This window comes from Arthrobacter terrae, assembly GCF_015708085.1.
Classification (GTDB): domain Bacteria; phylum Actinomycetota; class Actinomycetes; order Actinomycetales; family Micrococcaceae; genus Arthrobacter_M; species Arthrobacter_M terrae.
On the sequence record NZ_JADNYM010000019.1, the window covers coordinates 65269 to 84990 of the forward strand.

General features: G+C 63.4%; 22 protein-coding genes. 8 read left to right on the top strand and 14 right to left on the bottom strand.

Annotation, left to right across the window (positions count from 1 at the left end; translation table 11 throughout):
- Positions 1-66: 66 nt before the first annotated feature.
- The 8 genes from IV500_RS14750 to IV500_RS14785 all read right to left on the bottom strand — a co-directional run bounded on the left by IV500_RS14750 (position 67) and on the right by IV500_RS14785 (position 6596).
- Positions 67-789 (bottom strand): AAA family ATPase, encoded by a 723-nt coding sequence (locus IV500_RS14750; protein ID WP_196397573.1) that lies wholly within the window; start codon positions 787-789, stop codon positions 67-69.
- A gap of 25 nt (positions 790-814) precedes the next feature.
- Complete coding sequence (locus IV500_RS14755; RefSeq protein ID WP_196397574.1) at positions 815-1273, bottom strand: DUF2975 domain-containing protein; 459 nt, start codon at positions 1271-1273, stop codon at positions 815-817.
- A gap of 227 nt (positions 1274-1500) precedes the next feature.
- Entirely contained in the window at positions 1501-2001 is a 501-nt protein-coding gene (locus IV500_RS14760; protein ID WP_196397575.1) for a GNAT family N-acetyltransferase, read from the bottom strand.
- 56 nt (positions 2002-2057) lie between these two features.
- Positions 2058-2498, bottom strand: a complete 441-nt coding sequence (locus IV500_RS14765) for a pyridoxamine 5'-phosphate oxidase family protein (protein ID WP_196397576.1) — start codon at positions 2496-2498, stop codon at positions 2058-2060.
- A gap of 9 nt (positions 2499-2507) precedes the next feature.
- Positions 2508-4421, bottom strand: a complete 1914-nt coding sequence (locus IV500_RS14770; protein ID WP_196397577.1) for a heavy metal translocating P-type ATPase — start codon at positions 4419-4421, stop codon at positions 2508-2510.
- The gene (locus IV500_RS14775; RefSeq protein ID WP_196397578.1) at positions 4414-5487 is read right to left on the bottom strand and encodes a zinc-dependent alcohol dehydrogenase family protein; all 1074 of its coding nucleotides are present in this window, start codon (positions 5485-5487) and stop codon (positions 4414-4416) included. The genes IV500_RS14770 and IV500_RS14775 overlap by 8 nt, the downstream gene beginning before the upstream one ends.
- 34 nt (positions 5488-5521) lie before the next feature.
- Positions 5522-5992, bottom strand: a complete 471-nt coding sequence (locus tag IV500_RS14780; protein ID WP_196397579.1) for a pyridoxamine 5'-phosphate oxidase family protein — start codon at positions 5990-5992, stop codon at positions 5522-5524.
- Positions 5993-6128: 136 nt separating this feature from the next.
- Positions 6129-6596 carry a pyridoxamine 5'-phosphate oxidase family protein gene (locus IV500_RS14785; RefSeq protein WP_196397580.1) on the bottom strand — a complete coding sequence of 156 codons (468 nt, stop codon included), beginning with the start codon at positions 6594-6596 and terminating at the stop codon, positions 6129-6131.
- Between the two features lie 135 nt (positions 6597-6731).
- Between IV500_RS14785 and IV500_RS14790 the strand changes: the two genes are divergently transcribed.
- Positions 6732-8402, top strand: a complete 1671-nt coding sequence (locus tag IV500_RS14790) for a GAF domain-containing sensor histidine kinase (protein WP_196397581.1) — start codon at positions 6732-6734, stop codon at positions 8400-8402.
- Between the two features lie 21 nt (positions 8403-8423).
- Here the strand turns inward: IV500_RS14790 and IV500_RS14795 are convergent, their stop codons facing one another.
- On the bottom strand, positions 8424-9044 hold the full coding sequence (locus IV500_RS14795) for a response regulator (RefSeq protein WP_196397606.1): 621 nt from the start codon (positions 9042-9044) through the stop codon (positions 8424-8426).
- Between the two features lie 360 nt (positions 9045-9404).
- Between IV500_RS14795 and IV500_RS14800 the strand changes: the two genes are divergently transcribed.
- Positions 9405-9866 carry a universal stress protein gene (locus IV500_RS14800; RefSeq protein WP_196397582.1) on the top strand — a complete coding sequence of 154 codons (462 nt, stop codon included), beginning with the start codon at positions 9405-9407 and terminating at the stop codon, positions 9864-9866.
- Positions 9867-9890: 24 nt separating this feature from the next.
- Here IV500_RS14800 and IV500_RS21580 read toward each other — a convergent pair whose 3' ends face one another.
- The 5 genes from IV500_RS21580 to IV500_RS14820 all read right to left on the bottom strand — a co-directional run bounded on the left by IV500_RS21580 (position 9891) and on the right by IV500_RS14820 (position 16113).
- The gene (locus IV500_RS21580; protein ID WP_230855017.1) at positions 9891-10367 is read right to left on the bottom strand and encodes a PDDEXK nuclease domain-containing protein; all 477 of its coding nucleotides are present in this window, start codon (positions 10365-10367) and stop codon (positions 9891-9893) included.
- 32 nt (positions 10368-10399) lie between these two features.
- Positions 10400-10873, bottom strand: a complete 474-nt coding sequence (locus tag IV500_RS21585; protein ID WP_312875940.1) for a DUF1016 N-terminal domain-containing protein — start codon at positions 10871-10873, stop codon at positions 10400-10402.
- Positions 10874-11231: 358 nt separating this feature from the next.
- On the bottom strand, positions 11232-12353 hold the full coding sequence (locus IV500_RS22175; RefSeq protein WP_196397583.1) for a restriction endonuclease subunit S: 1122 nt from the start codon (positions 12351-12353) through the stop codon (positions 11232-11234).
- Positions 12350-13969 (bottom strand): class I SAM-dependent DNA methyltransferase, encoded by a 1620-nt coding sequence (locus IV500_RS14815; protein ID WP_196397607.1) that lies wholly within the window; start codon positions 13967-13969, stop codon positions 12350-12352. The genes IV500_RS22175 and IV500_RS14815 overlap by 4 nt, the downstream gene beginning before the upstream one ends.
- A gap of 47 nt (positions 13970-14016) precedes the next feature.
- Positions 14017-16113, bottom strand: coding sequence for a hypothetical protein (locus IV500_RS14820; RefSeq protein WP_230855018.1), 2097 nt, complete (start codon positions 16111-16113; stop codon positions 14017-14019).
- A gap of 240 nt (positions 16114-16353) precedes the next feature.
- Between IV500_RS14820 and IV500_RS14825 the strand changes: the two genes are divergently transcribed.
- The 6 genes from IV500_RS14825 (at position 16354) to IV500_RS14850 (ending at position 19631) form a co-directional block, all read left to right on the top strand.
- The gene (locus tag IV500_RS14825) at positions 16354-16578 is read left to right on the top strand and encodes a hypothetical protein (protein WP_196397584.1); all 225 of its coding nucleotides are present in this window, start codon (positions 16354-16356) and stop codon (positions 16576-16578) included.
- Between the two features lie 13 nt (positions 16579-16591).
- On the top strand, positions 16592-17227 hold the full coding sequence (locus tag IV500_RS14830; protein ID WP_196397585.1) for an Rv1352/Rv1906c domain-containing protein: 636 nt from the start codon (positions 16592-16594) through the stop codon (positions 17225-17227).
- Between the two features lie 105 nt (positions 17228-17332).
- Positions 17333-18067, top strand: a complete 735-nt coding sequence (locus IV500_RS14835) for a DUF4352 domain-containing protein (protein ID WP_230855019.1) — start codon at positions 17333-17335, stop codon at positions 18065-18067.
- Between the two features lie 67 nt (positions 18068-18134).
- Positions 18135-18518, top strand: a complete 384-nt coding sequence (locus tag IV500_RS14840; RefSeq protein WP_196397586.1) for a DUF898 family protein — start codon at positions 18135-18137, stop codon at positions 18516-18518.
- Positions 18519-18663: 145 nt separating this feature from the next.
- Positions 18664-19023 carry an SPW repeat domain-containing protein gene (locus tag IV500_RS14845; protein ID WP_196397587.1) on the top strand — a complete coding sequence of 120 codons (360 nt, stop codon included), beginning with the start codon at positions 18664-18666 and terminating at the stop codon, positions 19021-19023.
- A gap of 164 nt (positions 19024-19187) precedes the next feature.
- Positions 19188-19631 (top strand): pyridoxamine 5'-phosphate oxidase family protein, encoded by a 444-nt coding sequence (locus IV500_RS14850; protein ID WP_196397588.1) that lies wholly within the window; start codon positions 19188-19190, stop codon positions 19629-19631.
- The last annotated feature ends 91 nt before the right edge of the window (positions 19632-19722 follow it).

A 19722-nucleotide genomic window follows, 5' to 3' on the forward strand; every position in this document is an offset into this window, starting at 1 on the left:
GAAGGCAGGCTGCCCGGCCCAAGTGACGTCGCAAAGTTCGGCCGGTAAGGCACCCATTGCTGTCCCTTATAGATGCCGCAGGTATCTTTCGGGTGAGTCCAGGAATGATTGCCAGTTGGAAACCAGATCGAGGTTTAACCATTCCTGCCGCCGAAGTCCCCACGGGCCCGCCTCGAGGATCTGCGCGCCGGGGAGGGCCGCCAGGACAGGGGAGTGTGTGGACATGATGACCTGCGAGTGGCCGTCGGTGAGGAGATCTTTCAAGACCGCGAGCAGGCTGAGGCAACCTGCGAAGGACAGCGCCGACTCTGGTTCATCAAGCACCCATAAACCTCGTCCCCGGAAACGGTCCACCGCCAGCTCCAGAAACGACTCGCCGTGTGACATGTCGTGGAACGAAATGTCCGGACCCGACGTGCTCGGGTTTTTCTCGAGATAGGTGAAGAATCCGTGCATGGTTTCCGCCCGCAGGAAGTAGCCGCGTCGTGTGGCGCCGGCGTTGCGGACCAGCAGCAGGTGATCGGCGAGGACGGATTCCGTGGACCTGGTGCTGTGGCGGGCCCCTGTGGAGCCTCCTTCGGCAGACAAGCCGTAGGCGAGTGCAATAGCTTCCACAAGGGTGGATTTGCCCGACCCGTTTTCGCCGACGAAGATGGTGGCTGGGCTCAGATCGAGTCCTTGGTCCAGAACCTGGGCGACAGGCGGCAGGACACCTGGCCACCGGTGGCGATCGAGGACATTGGCCGGGTCTTCGGTTAACCGTCGGATCGGAAAGTTATGCGCAGGCATGCCCCATTCTTACAGTCGGCCCAAGTCAGGCGTGCGAATAGTTCCCTCTGAAGGGTCTGGTTCCTAGAAAGAGTGCGAGAGAACTTGCACCGATCAGAGCCATGAGGCCTCCGCCGATAAGGCCGAGCAGGACGCCTGGGGTCCCGTAGCCCATGACGTTCAACGCGATGAAAGCTGATACAACGAGCACGATGAATAAGAGTAGGCAGCCGACGATCGCGCGTAACCATCCGTAGGCGGATGGGTCGAATTTGTGGTCACGAGCGAGTACGACAATCCGCAATCCAATAAGGGCAACGGCTTGCCAGCAGGCGATTGCGATGACTCCCCAGACGACGGAGGGAACCTCGATTGGGATGACCTCGGGGAACACCGCGGTTACGCGCTGGACCTCGGCCGGGAGAGCTCTTACCTGGACGAATACGGAGAAGAGCAACAAGACGAGAAGTCCCGTCAGTAGCGCGAATGAGGTTCCACGACGCATCTTTGTCTCCTAGTGCAGCTTGGTTGTCACTCAAGGACGCTGGCATGCCAGTCGTCCCGCTTGGCCTTTTCTTCAATCCAGACTCACCTGTCGTTGCGCTGGACATGGAGCAGGTAACCCCGGGCCATTCCCGGTTCAAGCCGTTTGGGACCATCGGGTTCCAACATCTTCGAAGCCTACTGCCGGTGACCTGGCTCGTCGCGGTCCGCTCCGTCCGGCACATCCCCTTATCGCAGGTCTTTTCGCATCTTGTAGTTAATCAGCTCCACCCCTGCTTCCACCGGGTGCTGTTCTGCTTCGACTGTGAAGCCATGCCGCTCGAAGAACGGCCGCGCCGTAATGCTGACGTTGGCTGAGAGCTCGGGGGTTCCTTCGCGGCGTGCCTGCGCTTCCACGTGCGCGAGTAGTTGGTGCGCTACTCCACGCCGCTGGTGACGCGGCGAGACGAACATCATGTGCACGTAACCGTCGGGGGCTACATCCGTGAAGCCGGCCAGTTTGGCTCCGATTGCCGCAACGAAGCTGTTCCGGGCCAGCATCGCTTTGTGCCAAGTCCCTGTGTCGCGCCTGTCGGGCTGAGCCCACGCTTGTACTTGCTCAGCCGTGTAGTCCGCGGCAGCGGTCTCTGTCACAGCCGAAATGAAAACCGCCAGAGTTTCTGCAGCATCCGAAGGCTGATAAGGCCGGATCACGACGGACGTGTGCTCTTGTGCTTGCTGACGGTCCATCAACCCAGTCTTGCACCGAGGTGACCGAACTGGTAGTAGTGGTTCCAGCCCTGCCGCTATTCGCGCCAGGCCTTCGTGACGTAGCGCCGTCCGGTGATTGACGCCGGTGAAATCCTGATGATGTGGTCCCGGCCAATTCCCTGCCAGGGGAAAAGCGGCCGGCCGATTCTGTTCAGGTCCACGTCAGATCGCGCCACGACTGTGGCTGCGCCCTTGATGATGACGCTCCAGGCAATGCCAAACTCGGCGCTGACGGAGTCCGCTTCGAGGGCAACGCTTCCCCCCTCTTCAATCGCGTCCAGCTTGGTCCCGTCACCCGTCTGGAACACCACGGTTTCTTTGTCGACCTTGAAATTGACCGGAAACACGTCCGGATGGCCGTCGCTGATAACGCCCAATCGGCCCACACTTACTTCGGTCAGAAGCTGCCAGCATTCGGCCGCTGCCAGGATTTCGGGCGTGGGCACCAACGCTTCGTCTCGGGTTTGATCGCTCATGGAATGAGCCTATGCTTTCGCCGCAGGTACCAAAAGGGCCGAAAGCCCCGAGTTGGGTTTCCGCCGCTCCAACGCTCCGGGTCTGACCGCCCGCAGTGCGTTCAAAATAGTGGCGAGATCCACCGCTTCCTGGCTGAGCGCCCCGGCAACAGCTGGAATTAGGCCGACGGCGGCGGCGGCCATGAGTGCGATGCTGAGCAGAATTCCTATCCAGATGCTGCCGACCGCTATCCGCATGGTCCGCTGGCCGATCGATACGGCCTGGGCGACTCTGGATAAGTCATCAACCATGATCACCACGTCCGCGGATTCGCTGGCGGCCGTAGAGCCCTTGGCTCCCATGGCGACACCGACATCCGCTGCGGCAAGGACGGGAGCGTCATTGACGCCGTCGCCGACCATGAGTATGGGACGGTGCGGCAGGTTCCCGACGATCGAGACCTTGTCCTCCGGCCGGCACTCTGCCTGCACATTTTCAATGCCCGCTGAAGCGGCAATATGGGCGGCCGTGGCCTGCGAATCCCCGGTGACCATCATGGAATGGCGAACACCGAGACCGGCGAGCGCTGCGAGGGTGCCGGGGGCTTCGGGACGCATCGGATCGCTCATGACCAGCGTCCCCGCGAACGTTCCATCCACGCTGACATAGACGGCCAGTTGCCCGCTGCGTAACGGCGCCTGAGCGATGGGACCGGATGTGCGCGCGATGAAGCTTCGTTTCCCCACGGCGACTTTGTGCCCGGAGACCATGGCTGTCACGCCGTCCGTGGCATGCTCGGTGGCACTGGTGGGCAGCGCTAGCAGGTGTCCCCGGTGCTGCGCGGCGGAGACGATGGCCGCGGCCAAAACATGGGAGGACGCCTGCTCGGCGGCTGCGGCCAGGACCAGCAGATCATCCTTGCTGCCAACGCCCGGACCCGGGCCTTGAGCCAACCGCACCTCGTCCAGCGCCGGTCGTCCATTTGTCAGCGTTCCGGTTTTGTCCAGGACAATGGTCCGCACCCGGGACAGCTGCTCCAACGTGGAGCCGTTCTTAATGATGATTCCGGCGTGCGCCGCGCGGCTCATCCCGCCAAGAAAGGCCACCGGCGCAGCAATCAGCAGGGGGCACGGCGTGGCGACAACGAGCACTTCCGCAAACCTTGCCGGTTCCCCGCTGAGCAGCCAGGCTAAGGCACCCATCACCAGGGCAACGACGGTGAACGGCACGGCGTAGCGGTCCGCCAGCCTGACGACGGGGGCGCGGCTTTCGGCAGCGGCTTGTACCAGGGCAATGATGCGGCTGTATTGCGAATCCGCCGCGGCCGCCGATGCCTGCAGCCGCACGGAGCTCTCTGAATTGACCGATCCGCTCAGGACCGGATCCCCTGCAATGTGTTCGGCGGGCAGACTTTCGCCGGTGATGGCTGATTCATCGAAGACCGCCGTGGGGGAGAGCAGCGTTGCATCCACCGGTACGACTTCCGACGGCCGCACCAGCAGGACATCCTCGGGTTTCACGTCGGCGGCCGGGATATCCTCCAGGGCACCGCCGCCGCTCTCACGGTGTGCCAGCTGGGGGGCACGATCGAGCAGAGCGCTGAGCTCCGCCCGCGCCCGCCCGGCCGCAAAGTCCTCCAGCGCCGCACCGCCTTCGAGCATCAGAACGATAATCAGCGACGCGAGGTATTCCCCGACGGCAACGGTGCTCACGATGGCGGTGACGGCCAGCAGATCGACGCCCCAGCGCCCGTGGGCGATGTCCCGCACCATCCCCACCGTTCTGTAGGCAGCGACGCACAAGGCAAACACGCTTGCGCTCCACCGCGCTGTGCCGGTGTTTCCGGCCAGGAGAAGCGAGGTAACCACAACGCCTGCCACGAAGGTAGCGGCGATTATCGGGTAACGCCGGAGCAGCGCTCCCGGGGAGCCTAGGTTACTCATCGGCCTCGGTTTGGCGGCTGATGATGACCTTGAGCGCCTTGGTTTCGGCGGCGCGGGTGAACGTGTCATAGGCAGCCGGGAATTCATCGAAGCTGAAATGGTGCGTGGCGAACTTGGCGGCCTGGACCTTGTGCTGGGTGACCAGCCGGAGCAGCATGGCTGTGCTGGAGGTGTTGACCAGGCCCATGCTGATGCTGATGTTGCGGATCCACAGGTCCTCAAGGTGGAGTTCAACGGAGCGTCCGTGGACCCCGACGTTAGCGACCCTGCCGCCTGGCCGGACGACGTCGACGGCCATGGCAAACGTTTCCGGAACGCCGACGGCTTCGATGGCGACATCCACGCCGGCACCGTCTGTCAGGGCCAGGATCTGCTCCCGCCAGCCCGGTGAACCCGACATGACCGTGTGGGTGGCCCCGAAGTCCAGGGCCTGTTCCAGCCTGGACGGATCAAGGTCGACGGCGATGACGGTCGCGGCACCGCATAGTCCTGCCGTCATAACGGCCGCAAGGCCGACGGGACCGGCGCCGATCACCGCCACCACGTCACCGGGTTTGACCCCGCCGGCTTGGACGCCGATTTCGAATCCCGTGGGAAGGATGTCCGAAAGCATGACGGCCTCGGCGTCGCTGACGCCGTCGGGCATTTTGTAAAGCGAATTATCCGCGTAGGGCACGCGGACAAATTCGGCCTGCGTGCCGTCAATGAGGTGCCCGAATACCCAGCCGATTCCCGCCACACCCTCCTCGCCCAGGCAGTGGGAGTAGAGGCCGGAACGGCAGTTGATGCAGTGGCCGCAGGACTTGATGCAGGAAATAATGACCCTGTCGCCCACCACCAGGTCGTGGACACCGTCGCCGACTTCCGTCACGGTGCCCACGCCCTCGTGGCCCAGGATGCGCCCCTCCTGCACGGCAGGGACATCGCCCTTGAGGATGTGCAGGTCTGTTCCGCAGATGGTTGTGGTGTCCACCCTGACAATGGCGTCGGAGGGATTGAGCAGCACCGGCTGCGGTACATCGGTCCAGCTCTTCTTACCGGGGCCCTGATAGACGAGCGCTTTCACATTGGATCCTTCACTGGTTGGGTGTGGCTGATGGTCATTCCTGAGCTGTACGAGGCGCCTGTGCCTGCGCGGTCCACCATTCGGCCGGCGGGGTGACCTGGAAGCGACGGCCGGTGACCAGGGTGGGGGAGATGCGGAGGAAGACGTCCTTGTGGCCGGCCTCCCAGGGAAAGAGCATCAGGGAAAAGGTCTCCAGCACTTCGTCCGTGCCGCTGACGGCGGACGCGGGACCCTTCACGACGACGCTCCAGGCAATTCCGGTGTCCGGGTCCACACCGTCCGCTTCCATGGCGACCGGCACTGCCCCCGCGGCTGCGGAGAGTTTGGTGCCCTCACCGGTGCGGAAAACCACTGTGGCGTGATCCACCGCGTAATTAATGGGGAAGATGTCCGGGTGGTCGTCCACCCATACCGCAAGCCGCCCGACCGAGACGCCGCGCAGCAGGGCCCAACAGACGCTGTGGTCGAGGATTTCGGTGCGGGCGGCTGGCTGGTTGGTGCTCATGGAACCGAGCGTAGTCCGGCCGGACGGCGGCCAGTAGGGCCGTTGTGCCCTGTACTACGGACTCAGGAGAGGCGGCATCACGCAGTACGGCGGCATGACAGCCACCAGCCTCGGCGCGCGGTATCCCCACCGGCCGCTATTCGAACGACGCGCGGCGCGGATCAGACAGGGGCGTCTTCCAGATGTCCGGCTGCGTCACAGGGAATCTTCGTCCGCTGAGGTTAAGCGTTATGATGCGTATCACATGATCCTTCAGGCCCCCTTGCCACGGTTCCAGAGAGGCGGCATTGGCACTGGTTAGCTCTTCCGGACGACGGACCTCGCGGGCGGCTCCGCGCAACACTACGCTCCACGCTAATTCGGTGTGGGAGTCGTAGCCGTCGATTTCAAGGGCCACCGGGGTGTTATCAAGCGCGCCCAGCAGCTTGGTCCCCTTGGCGGTGCGGAAAACGACGGAGCCGTTGTCCACGACGTAATTTACGGGGAAGATGTCCGGGTGACCGTCCACCACGATCGCCAGGCGGCCCAGAACATGGCCTTCCAGCAGATGCCAGCATTCGGTCTGCTCAAGCTTTTCGACGTCGGGTCGGTCGGTTGCATCCATGTGTTAGAGACTATACGAAGTCGGATGGAGGTAACGGGGTCACGGAGACGACGGTGCTGCTCACCGCTCCAGCCGTCTCCGCAGGTACCCACGGTAGTCTGTCAGCACTAAGTTGGTTCCCTCTGGAGGTGCCGGATGAAAGACTCCCCGAGATCGGGCGAACTGCTGTACACCCAGGAACGTATGCAGGGCCTGATGGCTGCGGTGGTATCGATTGGGGTGGAGCTGGATCTGGCCTCCGTGCTGAAACAAATAGTCGAATCGGCCTGCACTTTGCTGCATGCCGGCTTCGGGGCGCTGGGCGTCATCGGCGAGGAGGGTGGGCTGAGCCACTTCATCACGGTCGGCATCGACCCGGAGCTCGCCGCCAGAATCGGCCCCCTGCCCACCGGCCACGGCGTGCTGGGGCTGCTGATCCGCGAGCCGCGGCCGATCCGGTTGCCTGACCTGCGCAACCATCCTGCCTCCTACGGCTTTCCCGAGCACCATCCGCCCATGCGGACTTTCCTGGGTGTGCCGGTCCGGGTCCGGGACACCGTCTTCGGCAATCTGTACCTCACCGAAAAGGAGAACGGAGAGCTGTTCACCACGGAGGACGAGGACCTGGCCGTCGCGCTGGCAACCGCTGCCGGCGTCGCCATTGAGAACGCGAAACTTTTCGACGACTCGCTGCTTCGCTCTCGATGGCTGGAGGCCTGCATGGACGTTGCAGGCCGTGCCATGGGCAGCGGCAGCACGATGAGCAGCGGCAGGGCCGGGGGAGAATCCGGTCCCGATCTGGTCGCCGCCCGCGCGCGTGAGGTCTCCGGCGCGGACATGGTACTGATCGCCGTTCCCTCCGACGACGGCGGACCAAGCTACATCGCCGCGGCTGCCGGTGACGGAGCCGGAGCGTTCCGGGGAAGACCGCTGGAACTCGATGCCGCCGTCGTCCGCCGTGTACTGAAGTCCGGCGGCCCCGTAGCGCTCACTGCCGCGGAGCTGATGGGAGCCGGCCAGGGCAAGGCGTACGGCCCCGCCCTCGCCGTGGCGTTGGGGTCCTCAGACATGGCACATGGCGTCCTGATCTTCCTCCGGTCCCCGGGCGCCGGGAACTATTCGGCAGCTTTTCTGGACATGGCTGGACTCTATGCAGCCCAGGCGGCGCTGGCCCTGGAACTGGTCCGCACCAACCGGCTGCGCGAACAGTTGGTGGTCCTGACGGACCGGGACCGGATTGCCAAGGACCTGCACGACGTGGTTATTCAACGGCTGTTCGCGGCCGGGCTGAGCGTCCAAAGCCTGGGCCGGCTCACGGATAATCCGACGGCGGTGCAGCGGATCCATGCCGTGACGGGCGAACTGGACGCCACGATCCGGGACCTGCGGGACACCATTTATTCCCTGCAGGAAAGCGCAGGGAACGTCGAACTGCTCAGCAGCCGGATCCTGCGCAGTGTCCGCAATGCCACCCGGGAGCTTCCTTTCGCACCGCGGCTGTACCTGGCCGGACCGGTGGATACCGCCATCGACGACGTCACCAGCGCGCATTTGCTGGCGGTCCTCTCCGAAGGGGTGAGCAATGCGGTGCGGCACTCCGGCGCGGAGACGATCGAGGTGACGATTGCGGTAGCGGACGGGCGCGCCAGCCTTCTGGTGGACGACGACGGCACGGGCTTTGGCGCCCCGGCGCACCGGAGCGGGCTGGCCAACATGGACCACCGGGCCCGGGAGCTCAAAGGGTCCTTGAGCGTGGAAAGCGCGCCCGGAAACGGGACGCGGCTTTGCTGGTCGGTGCCGCTGCCGGTGCCGGTACCCGGGGTTTAGCCGCACAGGTATCCTGGCGCTTCAGGGGATCCGCGTCACGTAGACCGCTGCCTGGGTGCGGCGCTCAAAGCCAAGCTTGGCCAGCAGCGACGACACGTAGTTCTTGACCGTCTTCTCGGCCAGGAACAGTTCCTGGCCGATTTGCCGGTTCGTCATTCCCTGCCCGATCAGGTCCAGCACCTTCCGTTCCTGGGCCGTCAGCATCGCAACCCGCGGATCCGGATGAACAGGTTCGGCCAGTCCCCGGACCACACGGTCCTTCAGCGCGGAGTCAAAAAGGGATTTCCCACCGGCGGCACGGCGCAGGGCAGAGACCAGGTCAGTGCCGCCGATCTCCTTGAGCACGTAACCCGCCGCGCCGGCCAGTACCGCCCCGCGGACGGCGTGCTCGTCGTCGTAGCTGGTCAGGATCAGGCAGCGCAGCGAGGGGTCCACGGCGCGCACATCGCGGCAGACCTCGATCCCGGTTCCGTCGGGCAAACGCGCATCCAAAACACAGACATCGGGGTGAAGCGCGGGAATCTGTCGTGTTGCCTCGGCCGCTGAGCCGGACGAACCGACGACGGCGAACCCCTCACCTTCCAGCAACTCCGCGAGCCCGCGGCGTACCAGTTCATGATCGTCAAGAATGTAGACCCCGATGGCCGGCGTCGAAGGGCGCCCGTCGCCGCGCGGCTCTGGCGTGCCCCGCGGCTCTGGCGTGCCCCGCGGCGGCGCGCCGGATGGCTGTGTGCTGGAGGAGTCGGAGCTGACCACGGAACCTGGTTTTCTACTCGGCGTTTTCTACTCGGCGTCCGCGGTGGCGGACAAGGCCATTCTTCCGTCCCGGTCCAACCGGCAGCAAGGGTCCAAAGACCCGGGGCACAAGATTCGCCGCGTTCGGTCCCGGCCGCGTTCTGTCCTGGCTGGGGCCCGGCATGTGCCTTTGGGCCCTACCGGCGCTCGCCGGCACGGGTAAGACTGAAAGGACAGGCATTTCCGCACGATCAAAAGGACAAAACCATGGTCACGCAAGATGCACAGGCAAGAATCGTCGTCGGGCTCGATGGATCCGATGCGTCCATTGAAGCGCTTCGGGAGGCCGCACGGCTCGCCTCGCTCCTCGGCGCCAGAGTGGATGCGATGACGTGCTGGGACTTCCCCGGTTTCTATGCGGCGCCTTATGCCCTCAACGCCAGCGACTTCGAATCGACCGCCCGGCAGGTCCTCGACGACAGCGTGCAGGGAGCGTTTGACGGCGACATCCCGTCGAACGTCTCCGCCAGGCTGGTCCAGGGGCCGGCCCGTTCCACGCTGATCGACGCCAGCAAGGGCGCAGCCATGCTCGTGGTCGGCAGGCGCGGGCGCGGCGGATTCGGCGGCCTGCTGCTGGGATCAGTCAGCTCCGCTTGCGTGGCTCACGCGCACTGTCCCGTGCTCGTCGTCCACCCGCCCAAGGAAGAAGGCCTGCCCACTTATGACTAGACTCCGAATTGCCCGCGGTCAGCGTCACCCACCCCCATGTTCGGACAGCTCGGCTTCCAGTTCTTCAATGCTTGGCAGGCTGGACGCGAACTCCTCGGGTAGCGAGTTCACAATTTGTGTCTTCCATTCGGACACGCCAATCGGTGACTTGTAGCCTCGGAGCGCGTATTCGGCCACCACATTGTTCTTCGACTTGCACAGCAGGAGGCCTATGGTCGGTTTGTCCTCGGCGTGTGCCAGCAGGTCATCCACAGCGGACATGTACATGCCTAACTGGCCTAGGTAGCCAGGATCAAACTTGGTGGCTTTCAGCTCGACGACGACGAACCGGCGAAGCTTGAAGTTGTAGAAGAGCAGGTCCGCAAAAAATTCGTCTCCGCCGATCACCAGCCGCACCTGCTCGCCTAGGAACGCGAAGCCCTGCCCCAGCTCCAGGAGGAACTTCTGCACATGATTTACCAGCTGGGTTTCAAGCTCGCGCTCATTGTGCCTGTCCGTCATGGTGACGAAGTCGGAGACGTACGGGTCCTTGGTCAGCTGTTGGGCCAGGTCAGAGTCCGACGGCGGCAGGTCGCCTTGAAGTTGGTGGTGGCTTTGCCAGAGCGTTCGTAGAATCGGGTGTTGATCTGATGCACTAGAACTTTGCGCGACCAGCCGTTTTCGATGGCTGCCGCGGCGTACCAAAGTCTGCTTGCTTCATTCTCAAGATGCTGAAGAAGGGCTATGTGGTGGTACCAGGGCAATTGGGCAAGCGGTGCTTGCCCAATTGCTTCGGAATCCCAGGCTGCTGCAAAGGTACGCATATAGCGAAAGTTACGGGGCGAGAATCCCTTCGCCTCCGGGAACTCCGATCCGATATCGGCGGAAAGGCGGGAGACAACCTTGGTGCCCCACCCTTCTTCGCTCTGGCGGGCGAGTATGTCACGTCCGATGGCCCAATACGTGGCAACAAGTTCTTGATTAGCAGCCGCGACGGCACGATTGCGGCCAGTCGAGACCCGCTCCACGGCTGAAGCCAGCAGATCCGGATATCATTCCGGCATCGTGGAACGCGCAGGCGTCGAAGGCAACCAATGGCCCGCGTCCGCCTCTTCATCTTCTTTGTTGCCGTCCTTCGGCTCGTTGCTTTTCACTGTGCCGCCTCCAAAGCTCCCGCATCCCTGACCCGGAGATTTCCGAACGTCAGTTGTGGCAACAGCGTATCGCCGGCCACAGACATTCTTCCGCTGCCGGGCTACGCCCTGTGGAGAGCTTGGGCGAAGCCGAAAACCTGGTAGTTGGCAATTGTGCAAGGCCTTGCACAAATACCGTTTCCCAATGTTGCAGACGTCGTCTGCAACATTGGGAAACGGACCGCCTACGATTTCACACGGCGTCCTCAAGCACCTTCTCCGCATCCCTAACGCGCAACCTGCCGGACATCAGCTGGGGGAGAAGTGCGTCGCGGGTGGCGGCAAGTTTTGCGTTTTCCATCACTCTGGCAGTAATAGCCGCGAGTACTGGACCGATGTGCCGTTCAGTTGAAGCTAGAGCTTCATTGTCGAAGTTAGGGAATACCAGATGGTCAAACGTCTTCATAGTGATGGTGTCGAAAACTGAGCCATGGGCAATCTCTTTTGCCCTCTGCGTTGCTCGCAGAACCGAAAAGTAGAGGACACCCGGCGGGACAGCTCCAGGAACGAAGCCATAACAAGACTGATTGAAGGACGCAGGTTCAGCCAAGCGTGCGACCGCGCCGACAGTACCTCGCGCCGTGAGAATAACGCTTCCGGTGGGCAGCGGCTTAGCTTTTGTGGTCGTGACAGCCAGATCGGTGATCTTTTCATCTGTGTCTGTGACAACGCCAAAATCGGCCCCCGTGATGTCCTTAGCTGACGCCCATAACCGGTCGCCCATCCAAAGGTCACCGCGGGACCGCGGGGGTGTGCCTCCCAAGACTGGCTTTAAGACTGTACTCATTGGCAGCGATTCCAATTGAGAAGCCATCCGATCGTAAGCCAAGCCGGCAAGGTCACTTGCTGTGGAGGCGAGTTTGGTGTTGGCGGCGATCTTGTCGTCGAGCGCCCCCAGCACCTCCGCAATTGCCCGCTGCTCCGCGATGGGCGGAACGAAAACGGGAACATGTGCGATGTAGTTGCGGTTCAGCATTGGTTGAACGGAACCAGAATCGTATCCGGCTAAGTCCGTGTTCTCGAAAAAGTGGAAGACCCACCGAGGTTCGTTACCCATGAAATCCTTAACGAACATCGTGGTGTTGTGGGGCCAGAAGTCTCCATCTGACCACTTGGGCTGACCAAGGTTGGTGGCGCGTCCTATAGTGACTCCGGGGCCTTTTATAGGACCTTCATCATGGAATCCGCCGGTGTCGCCAGAGGTCAGGACAGGGAAAGGTCCTGGACGCCTTGCCTGATGAGGGAGGTCAAACCCACGTTGAATGGAAACGATTTCGGATAGGGGCATAATTCGCCAGCCTTGAGGAATTGTCACGAGACCTTCCCCAATTGCTCACGCACAACAGCTGCCAGCCGCTCGGACTCGTCGAACTGCTCGAACAGTTCCTTGGACAGCCTCTCAATCTTCTCCTCGATCGGCTCGCCGTCGTCCTCAACCTCGGCCGCGCCAACGTAGCGGCCGGGGGTGAGTGCGTAGTCGGCCGCCTTGACCTCAGCAAGTGCAGCGGAATAGCAGAAGCCGGCTTCGTCGTCGTACGTCAAGCCTGCCTCGACAGCGGAAGCTGTCCCGCGCCAGGCGTGGAAGGTGCCGGCGATTTTCGCAATGTCCTCGTCGGAGAGTGCCCGTTCGGCGCGGTCCACCATGTAGCCCAGGTTCCGGGCGTCGATGAACAGCACCTGCCCGGTCCGGTCCGCGGAGCCGTGCGTGCCAGCGCCCTTGTCTTTGGCGAAGAACCAGGTGCAGACGGGGATGCCGGTGGACCGGAAGAGCTGGGTGGGGAGGGCGATCATGCAGGAGACCAGGTCCGCCTCGACCAGCTGGGCGCGGATCTCGCCTTCGCCACCGGAGTTGGACGACATGGAGCCGTTGGCCATGACCACGCCGGCGCTGCCGCCGGGGGCCAGCTTGGAGATGATGTGCTGGATCCAGGCGTAGTTAGCGTTGCCGGCGGGCGGGATGCCGTATTTCCAGCGCGAATCGGATTCGGAGCGGGCCCAGTCCTTGATGTTGAAGGGCGGGTTGGCCATGATGAAGTCGGCGCCGCGGTCGCCGGTGAGCTCGGGGTGCTGGTCGCGGGCAAAGGTGTCGCCCCAGCGGGTGGCGAGGTTGGCGTTGAGTCCGTGGATGGCGAGGTTCATTTTGGCCATCCGCCAGGTGCGCTCGTTGAGCTCCTGCCCGTAGACGGAGATGTCCGAGCCCTCTTTGGCGTGGTGTTCCAGGAACTTCTCGGTCTGCACGAACATGCCGCCGGAGCCGCAGCAGGGATCGTAGACGCGGCCGTGGGTGGGCTCGAGCACCTCCACCAGCACGCGGACCACGCCGGCGGGGGTGTAGAACTCGCCGCCGCGCTTGCCCTCGGCGCGGGCAAATTTCTCCAGGAAGTATTCGTACACCTCGCCGAGCAGGTCGCGGGCCTTGGTGGCGCCGTGGCCGGTGAAGCGGGCGGAGTTGAACAGGTCCAGCAGTTCGCCGAGGCGGCGCTGGTCGATGTTGTCCCGGTTGAAGATGCGCGGCAGGGTGGCGGCGAGGGTGGGGTTGGAGCCCATGATCAGTTCCATCGCGTCGTCAATGAGCTCGCCGATGGTCTTCGCAGCCCCCGGAGTCCCCGGGGCGTCCGGGCCTGCAGCGCCCGGGCCGGCCTGGGTGCCCTTGGCGTTCTGCGCCAAAAAGGTCCAGCGCGCCCGGGCGGGAACCCAAAAGACGCCGCGGCCGGTGTATTCGTCCGTGTCGTCAATGAGCTGGGCCACCTGCTCGGCGTTCAATCCCTCGGCGGCCAGTTCGGTCTCGATCTGCCCGCGCCGCTCGTCGAATGCGTCGGAGACATACTTTAGGAACACCAGCCCCAGGATCACGTCCTTGTACTGCGAGGCGTCCATGGAACCGCGCAATTTGTCCGCGGCCTTCCACAGTGTGTCCTTGAGTTCCTTCATGGTGGAGGGCAGCGCGGCACTCTTGGGCGCGGCAGACTTCGGGGGCACTAGGGGGTTCCTTCCGGGGGAGCGTGGTGAACGGCGAGGCGCAGGCTTCCGCCGGCCACACCGTCCCTGATCAGGGTACCCAGTTCTTCGAGCCGGGCCAGACGTTGCCGGGCTTCGCGCTCGGCGTGTTGGAGCTGTGCCAGGGCCTCGGTCAGCGGAACGCGTTGGGCATTTGGCACGTGCCGCAGCCGCCAGGTCCGCCAATTCTTTGCGCCGGCGGCTTGGGCATTGATGTCCGCGGCAATGACGAAAGGATGCAGTCCGCGCGGATCGCGGGCGTTAATCCGCAGCACGCGTGCGGGAAGTACGACGACGGCGCCACCGCTCTGATCGACGACCGCGGCGGGGCGCGGGCTGGTACAGAAGACGATGTCGCCCGGTTCTGTGAGCCGGCCGCTGGGGTAGCGGGCTGCGAAGTGCAGCAAATCGACACTGCGCCGTGAAGACCCTGAATACTGCTCCACACCGGGAGCGGATAGCTCGGCAGAGCCAATCACTGCAGTGCCGCCGGCGTGGGCAGGCCCATCAGCGGTAAGGTCGCCGGGCAAGATGCGGTTTCCCGGCAGATAGGTCAATATCCCGGCTGCCAGCAATGTGCCGATGGTTGCAGCGGTCGTGGCCACCGCGCCCGGTTCGGCAGCAGGAAGGACAGCATCCGTGCCGGGCAGAGGAGGCGGATCCGCGGCCAGCAGCCGGAGCAGTTCTTCGGCACGCAGCGCGGCCTGGGCTCCGGAATCCCGAGGGGCCGGTGCACGTACCCCTGCTGCGGCCACAAGGGATGCCTGCCCGGCCAGCAGGGAGCGGGTGAACACCAGCCGGGCAAACCGAAAGGAGTGGGACCGGACGGCAGCGCGGTCGCCCATCGACGCGGCAATATCGGCGATCAGATCCTGCACCACATCGTCGGTGAGCTTGTGCGCGGACAGATCCGCGACCATGGTCCACCGCTCAGCGATGTCCACGCCGGCCAGGGAGGGGCCGAGCACCCATAGGGCCTGGGCCTCCCGCGGTTTGCTGCGCACCAGCCCCTGCGGCAGCCTGATGACCGCGCGGACGCGGCCCGAACGCAGCAGGTCCGAGCGCAATAGATTTGAGCGGGCCAGATCCCCTCCTGTTGCCGGCGCGTCGCACAGCACGCGGGCCGGGGCCACGATCACCGCCCGCTGGTCGTCATCCATCTGCAGCAGCGTGTTGTCGATACCCAGCAGCATGTCCCAGGGAGCCATGCCGGGGGAAGCGGGAGATGGGTACTGGCAGACATGAACGGCCGGCCCGGTGAGCTCGAACGCACCCGATTCATCGACCCGCAGGCTCCGGTGCTCTGAACCGTGCACCCGCAGCCGCCGTTGCACCAGACGCGCCTCTTCGCCGTCGTTCTGGGCGGTGACGAAAACCGGACTCCGCTCCTCGCCGGCCTGCTGCACAATGCCCAGCAGCACGTCACTGCCGCCGGGGGTCGAGTCGACGAAAACCGCGTCCGGGCCGAGCTGGCGGGAAAGTTCGACGGCGGCAGCGGCCACCAGCGCGACGGCCTCAGGGCTTAGCGCCGCGTTAGTATGCGCTCGCAGGCCGGTGCGGAACCGGCCGTCCATGAGCTTTTCGAATGCCGCTGCGACATTGAAAGCGGCATCGACGAGGGCATCCGTGTAGCGTGCGAGTTCGGGTAAGTGCTGCCCGGCGTGCTCCAGTTCGCGGAAGAGGAACGCATCGTCCGGATCACAGTCGTCGGCGGCATCCAGCAGCTGATCTGCTGCCAGCGCGCCGAGCTGCCAACCCGTGATTTCCCGCAGCGCCAGCAGTGAGGTCAGGGTCTGAAATCTTCTGTCGGCACCCGCGGCCCTCGTGGAAGGAGCGGCAAAGGCTGCCACGTCCGCGGTTGCCTCCGCGTTATTACCGCGTCCGGTGGAGGCAAGCCAGGTGGCCACTTCCGCGGCATCGAAGACGTCCCGGCCGCGCACGGTCCGCGCCGGCGCCGGAAATGGATTATCGGATGTGGCGCTGCGGGTCCGCCACATGGAGACGACCGACCGCTGCACCCGGGCCAGTGCTGCCACGTCGGAAAGGGACATCTCCAGGGGGAGTTCGGTGGCTGGCATGCGTTCCTCCCCTGGTTCTGTTCGATGGCTGTGCTGACTTTCAGCATAGTGGTCTCTGAAGCCTATTGCCGATCAACACTGATAAGCGGGGTTATCAGTACTGACTAGTGTGACAAGGGACCCGTGGCCGTAGCTTGAAGTGGCGGGGAACAGCAGCAATGCTCCCGCCGGATGCCGCGGTCCCTGATTGGGGGACGGGCCGCGGCATCTGACCCATTTATTCCCCGCTTGGGAGTCCCAGTGAACGAGCCGACCAAGGCAACCAACCGTGGCCCTCGCAAGGGGCTTCGCACCGACACCACCCCGATACCCGTGCGCACTTTGCTCTACGGCTCGGACGGCACGGTGCTCGGACTGGCCAACGGCTGGCTATTCGGTAATGCCATCCCGGTGCTGGTAAGGACACCGGACTACCCCTGCAGACATGGTGCGGGATCCGCTGCGGGCCCTGCCCCGAAAGACTGAAAGGACCACAACGATGTCAGTTCTACCCGAAGAGGAAATGGACGTTATGGAGCACCAGACCGGCAAAGAGCCGGGACGGTGGAAGCTCAAATGGACCGCAGGCATTGCGGTGGCCGTGCTTTTGTTCGCCGGCGGCGCGGCAGCCGGCTACACAATGCCGGATCCGAAAACCAGCGAAGCTTACCTTTCGCTGGACAAGGAAAAGTCGGCCGCTGAACAGGACCGGGATTCGGCGCGGGTCGATTACGGACGAGTCAACGCGCTCTACAGCGCCCTGCTGAAGGGTGTTCCCGACCGGGAGGTCAAGGTCACGGCCCGGGAAACGGTTGTCGGAGCGGGCGAGGCAGCCCTCAAGGATGCCCAGGCTGCCGTACAGAAGCGTGAAGACGCGGTCGCGGGGGCTGAAAAGCAAAAGGCTGCCAATACTATCCGGGACGGTACCTGGGTGGTCGGCACTGACATTGAGCCCGGGACGTACAGGGCCGCCGCCGCGGTGCAGTCGGGATGCTACTGGGGGATCTACCAGAGCGGAAGCAACGGCAGCAAGATCATCGAGAACGACATCCCGGGCGGGGGCAGACCAAGCGTTCTGCTTGCCGCCGGCCAGGACTTCAAGTCCAGCCGCTGCGGCAGCTGGGAAAAGCAGTAACCACGCACGCAGACTCACATTTGCTCTACGGATTTTTCACGTAATTTTTTCACGCGAATTTATCAGCAGTTTTGTCAGCAACGTTTGACCTATGAAAGGCTCACCATGCGCTCCACACTCCACCACCGGTCCGACTTATCCGCGGCACCGCAGCAGAGGCCGCTTACGCAGAAGACTCCTGCGCAGAAGACGTCTCCGAAGAAGCCACTGGCCCGCACAGCAATCCGCCCCCGGAACCTCTTTGTTCCCGCGGCCGTGCTCTTGCTCGGCCTCACGCTGAGTTCTTGCTCGGATGCCACCGCAACGCCGGATGCTGCTGCTGCGGCGGAGGCCAAACCGGCGACAGCGGCGGAAACCACCCCCGCTGCTGCCCCCGCTGCTGCACCGGCTGCTGCACCGGCTGCTGCACCGGCCGCCAAACCTGCGGCCGCGCCGGCAGCCGTTTCAGCAGCCCCGACCGTCGGGACGCCCTTTACCGCCAAGATGCGCAATGGGAATACCGCGAAGATCACCATCGTCTCCGCCACACGATCGGAAAGTGTGGGCAACCCCTCCTTCTCCGTCCCGGCGAAGAACGGCGGATTTCTGGTTCTGGATATTCTGTGGGAGACGGAGAAGGGGAAGACAAGCTCCAACCCGTTCTACTTCTCCGCCAAGGACGCCGAAGGCCGCAAGGCGGATCAAAGTCTCTTCGTGGAGAATCCCTTGGGATCCGGCGATGTACTTCCGGGCGATAAAGCGCGCGGCTTGGTGGCCTTCGACATTGCCCCCGGTATGGCCACGGTGATGATTTCGGATCCCCTGCTGCAGGAGGCGGCACGGGTGCAGATCGACCAATAGCGCCAGGGTCCGGAACCGGCATTAGCGTTCTACCGATCGCATTGGCTTCTAGATATTGGGGAAATGAATGAGTACTAATCAGTATCAAATTACTTCCGGAAAGACTGCAGGAGGGGCATCCGGGACCGACATTTCCAGCATTTCGGGGTCTGGAATCTATGAGTTCCGCGGAAGCGCGGCGAGCTGGTTCGGTACTCAGCTTCTCGGAGTGCTGATAACGGTCTGTACCCTCGGTATTTGCTACCCGTTCGCCGTCGTACTGGTAGAGCGCTGGCGGGCGGCTAATACGTATCTGCATGGCCGGCAGCTGCGGTTCGCCGGGACGGGCATGGGCATCTTTGGCCACTGGATCAAATGGTTTTTGCTGAGCCTGATCACCTTTGGTATCTACACCTTTTGGGTGTATCCGAGGCTGATGCAGTGGAAGGTCGAAAATACCGTTTATGCCTAATCCCAGTGGCACCGGCGGGCGTGAAAAACTACTGGACAGCAAGCTGGCTTAGGAGTTGACTGGAAGTGGAGCCCGGCCCCTGTTTGGAGCTGGACCTGTCGAGACTCCCACACCCGGGAGCCAAGTCTCAAGGAGATGGGTTCTAATGAAGAAATGGACGCGCTGGCAGGATTGGGCTGCCATCGTAGTTGGTCTGTACGCGGTGCTCGCAACGATGTGGACGACTCATGCTGGAGCCTCTGTAACGTTGATGATCATCTTCGGCGGACTGCTGGTGATAGCGGGTCTTGTAAATCTGGCGATGCCCGGGATGCAGGCAATGGAGTGGGCACAAGTAGTTGTGGCTGCGCTGCTGTTCATCTCCCCTTGGATTGGTTCCTACACCGGAGCGTCGGGCGCGGCCTGGACGTCCTGGATTACCGGCGCCATCGGGGTAATTGTCACCGCGGCTGCCATCAAGCCGAGCATGGCTGAGCATCACCACGGAACAGTGCCTTCGCACTAATCGAAAGCAGGAGGAATCGAGGGTAGCCGGCGTGACGGCAACCCTCGATTCGTTTGTCCGCCCACCGCGCCCCCTACACAAACACCAAGCGCCCTCATATGCTGAGGATAGGGCGTGCATGAGAACACCGACGCCATCACACCCGGGAGCGAGGAACAGCTGCGATGACATCTTGGACCGACGAAGAGGGCCGTATTGATGGTGCCCGTCATGTGAATGCCGAGCTGACGACGGGCGAGTGCTGGAACCTGCTGGCGATGGAAACCACGGGGAGGTTCGCTTATCAGGCCGACGGCCGGATTCTGATCTTTCCGGTCAATTATCTGGTTCACGACGAGACCATCTTTTTCCGGACGTTGCCCGAGGGCGCGATCGGGTCGGCACTTCCGTGTGCTGTCGCTTCGTTTGAAATCGACATGGTCAAGCGCGAGCAGAGCACGGGATGGGCGGTACTAGCCAGCGGCCCGGCCAGCGCTGTTACGGACAAGGACCTGCTGACCTACCTGTGGGGCAGGATCATGCTGGAACCGCTGGCCGCCGGCCTGCGCGACCAGTTTGTCCGAATTGATCCGGCCGAACTGACGGGCCGGCGGGTTTATTTGAGTTAGTTGGTCGGCTGGCTGGCTGTTGCTGATGCACGCCGTGCAACCCCGAATCAAAGGCACGTCGCGGTGCGGGTAGAGTCTTTTGCATGCAAAG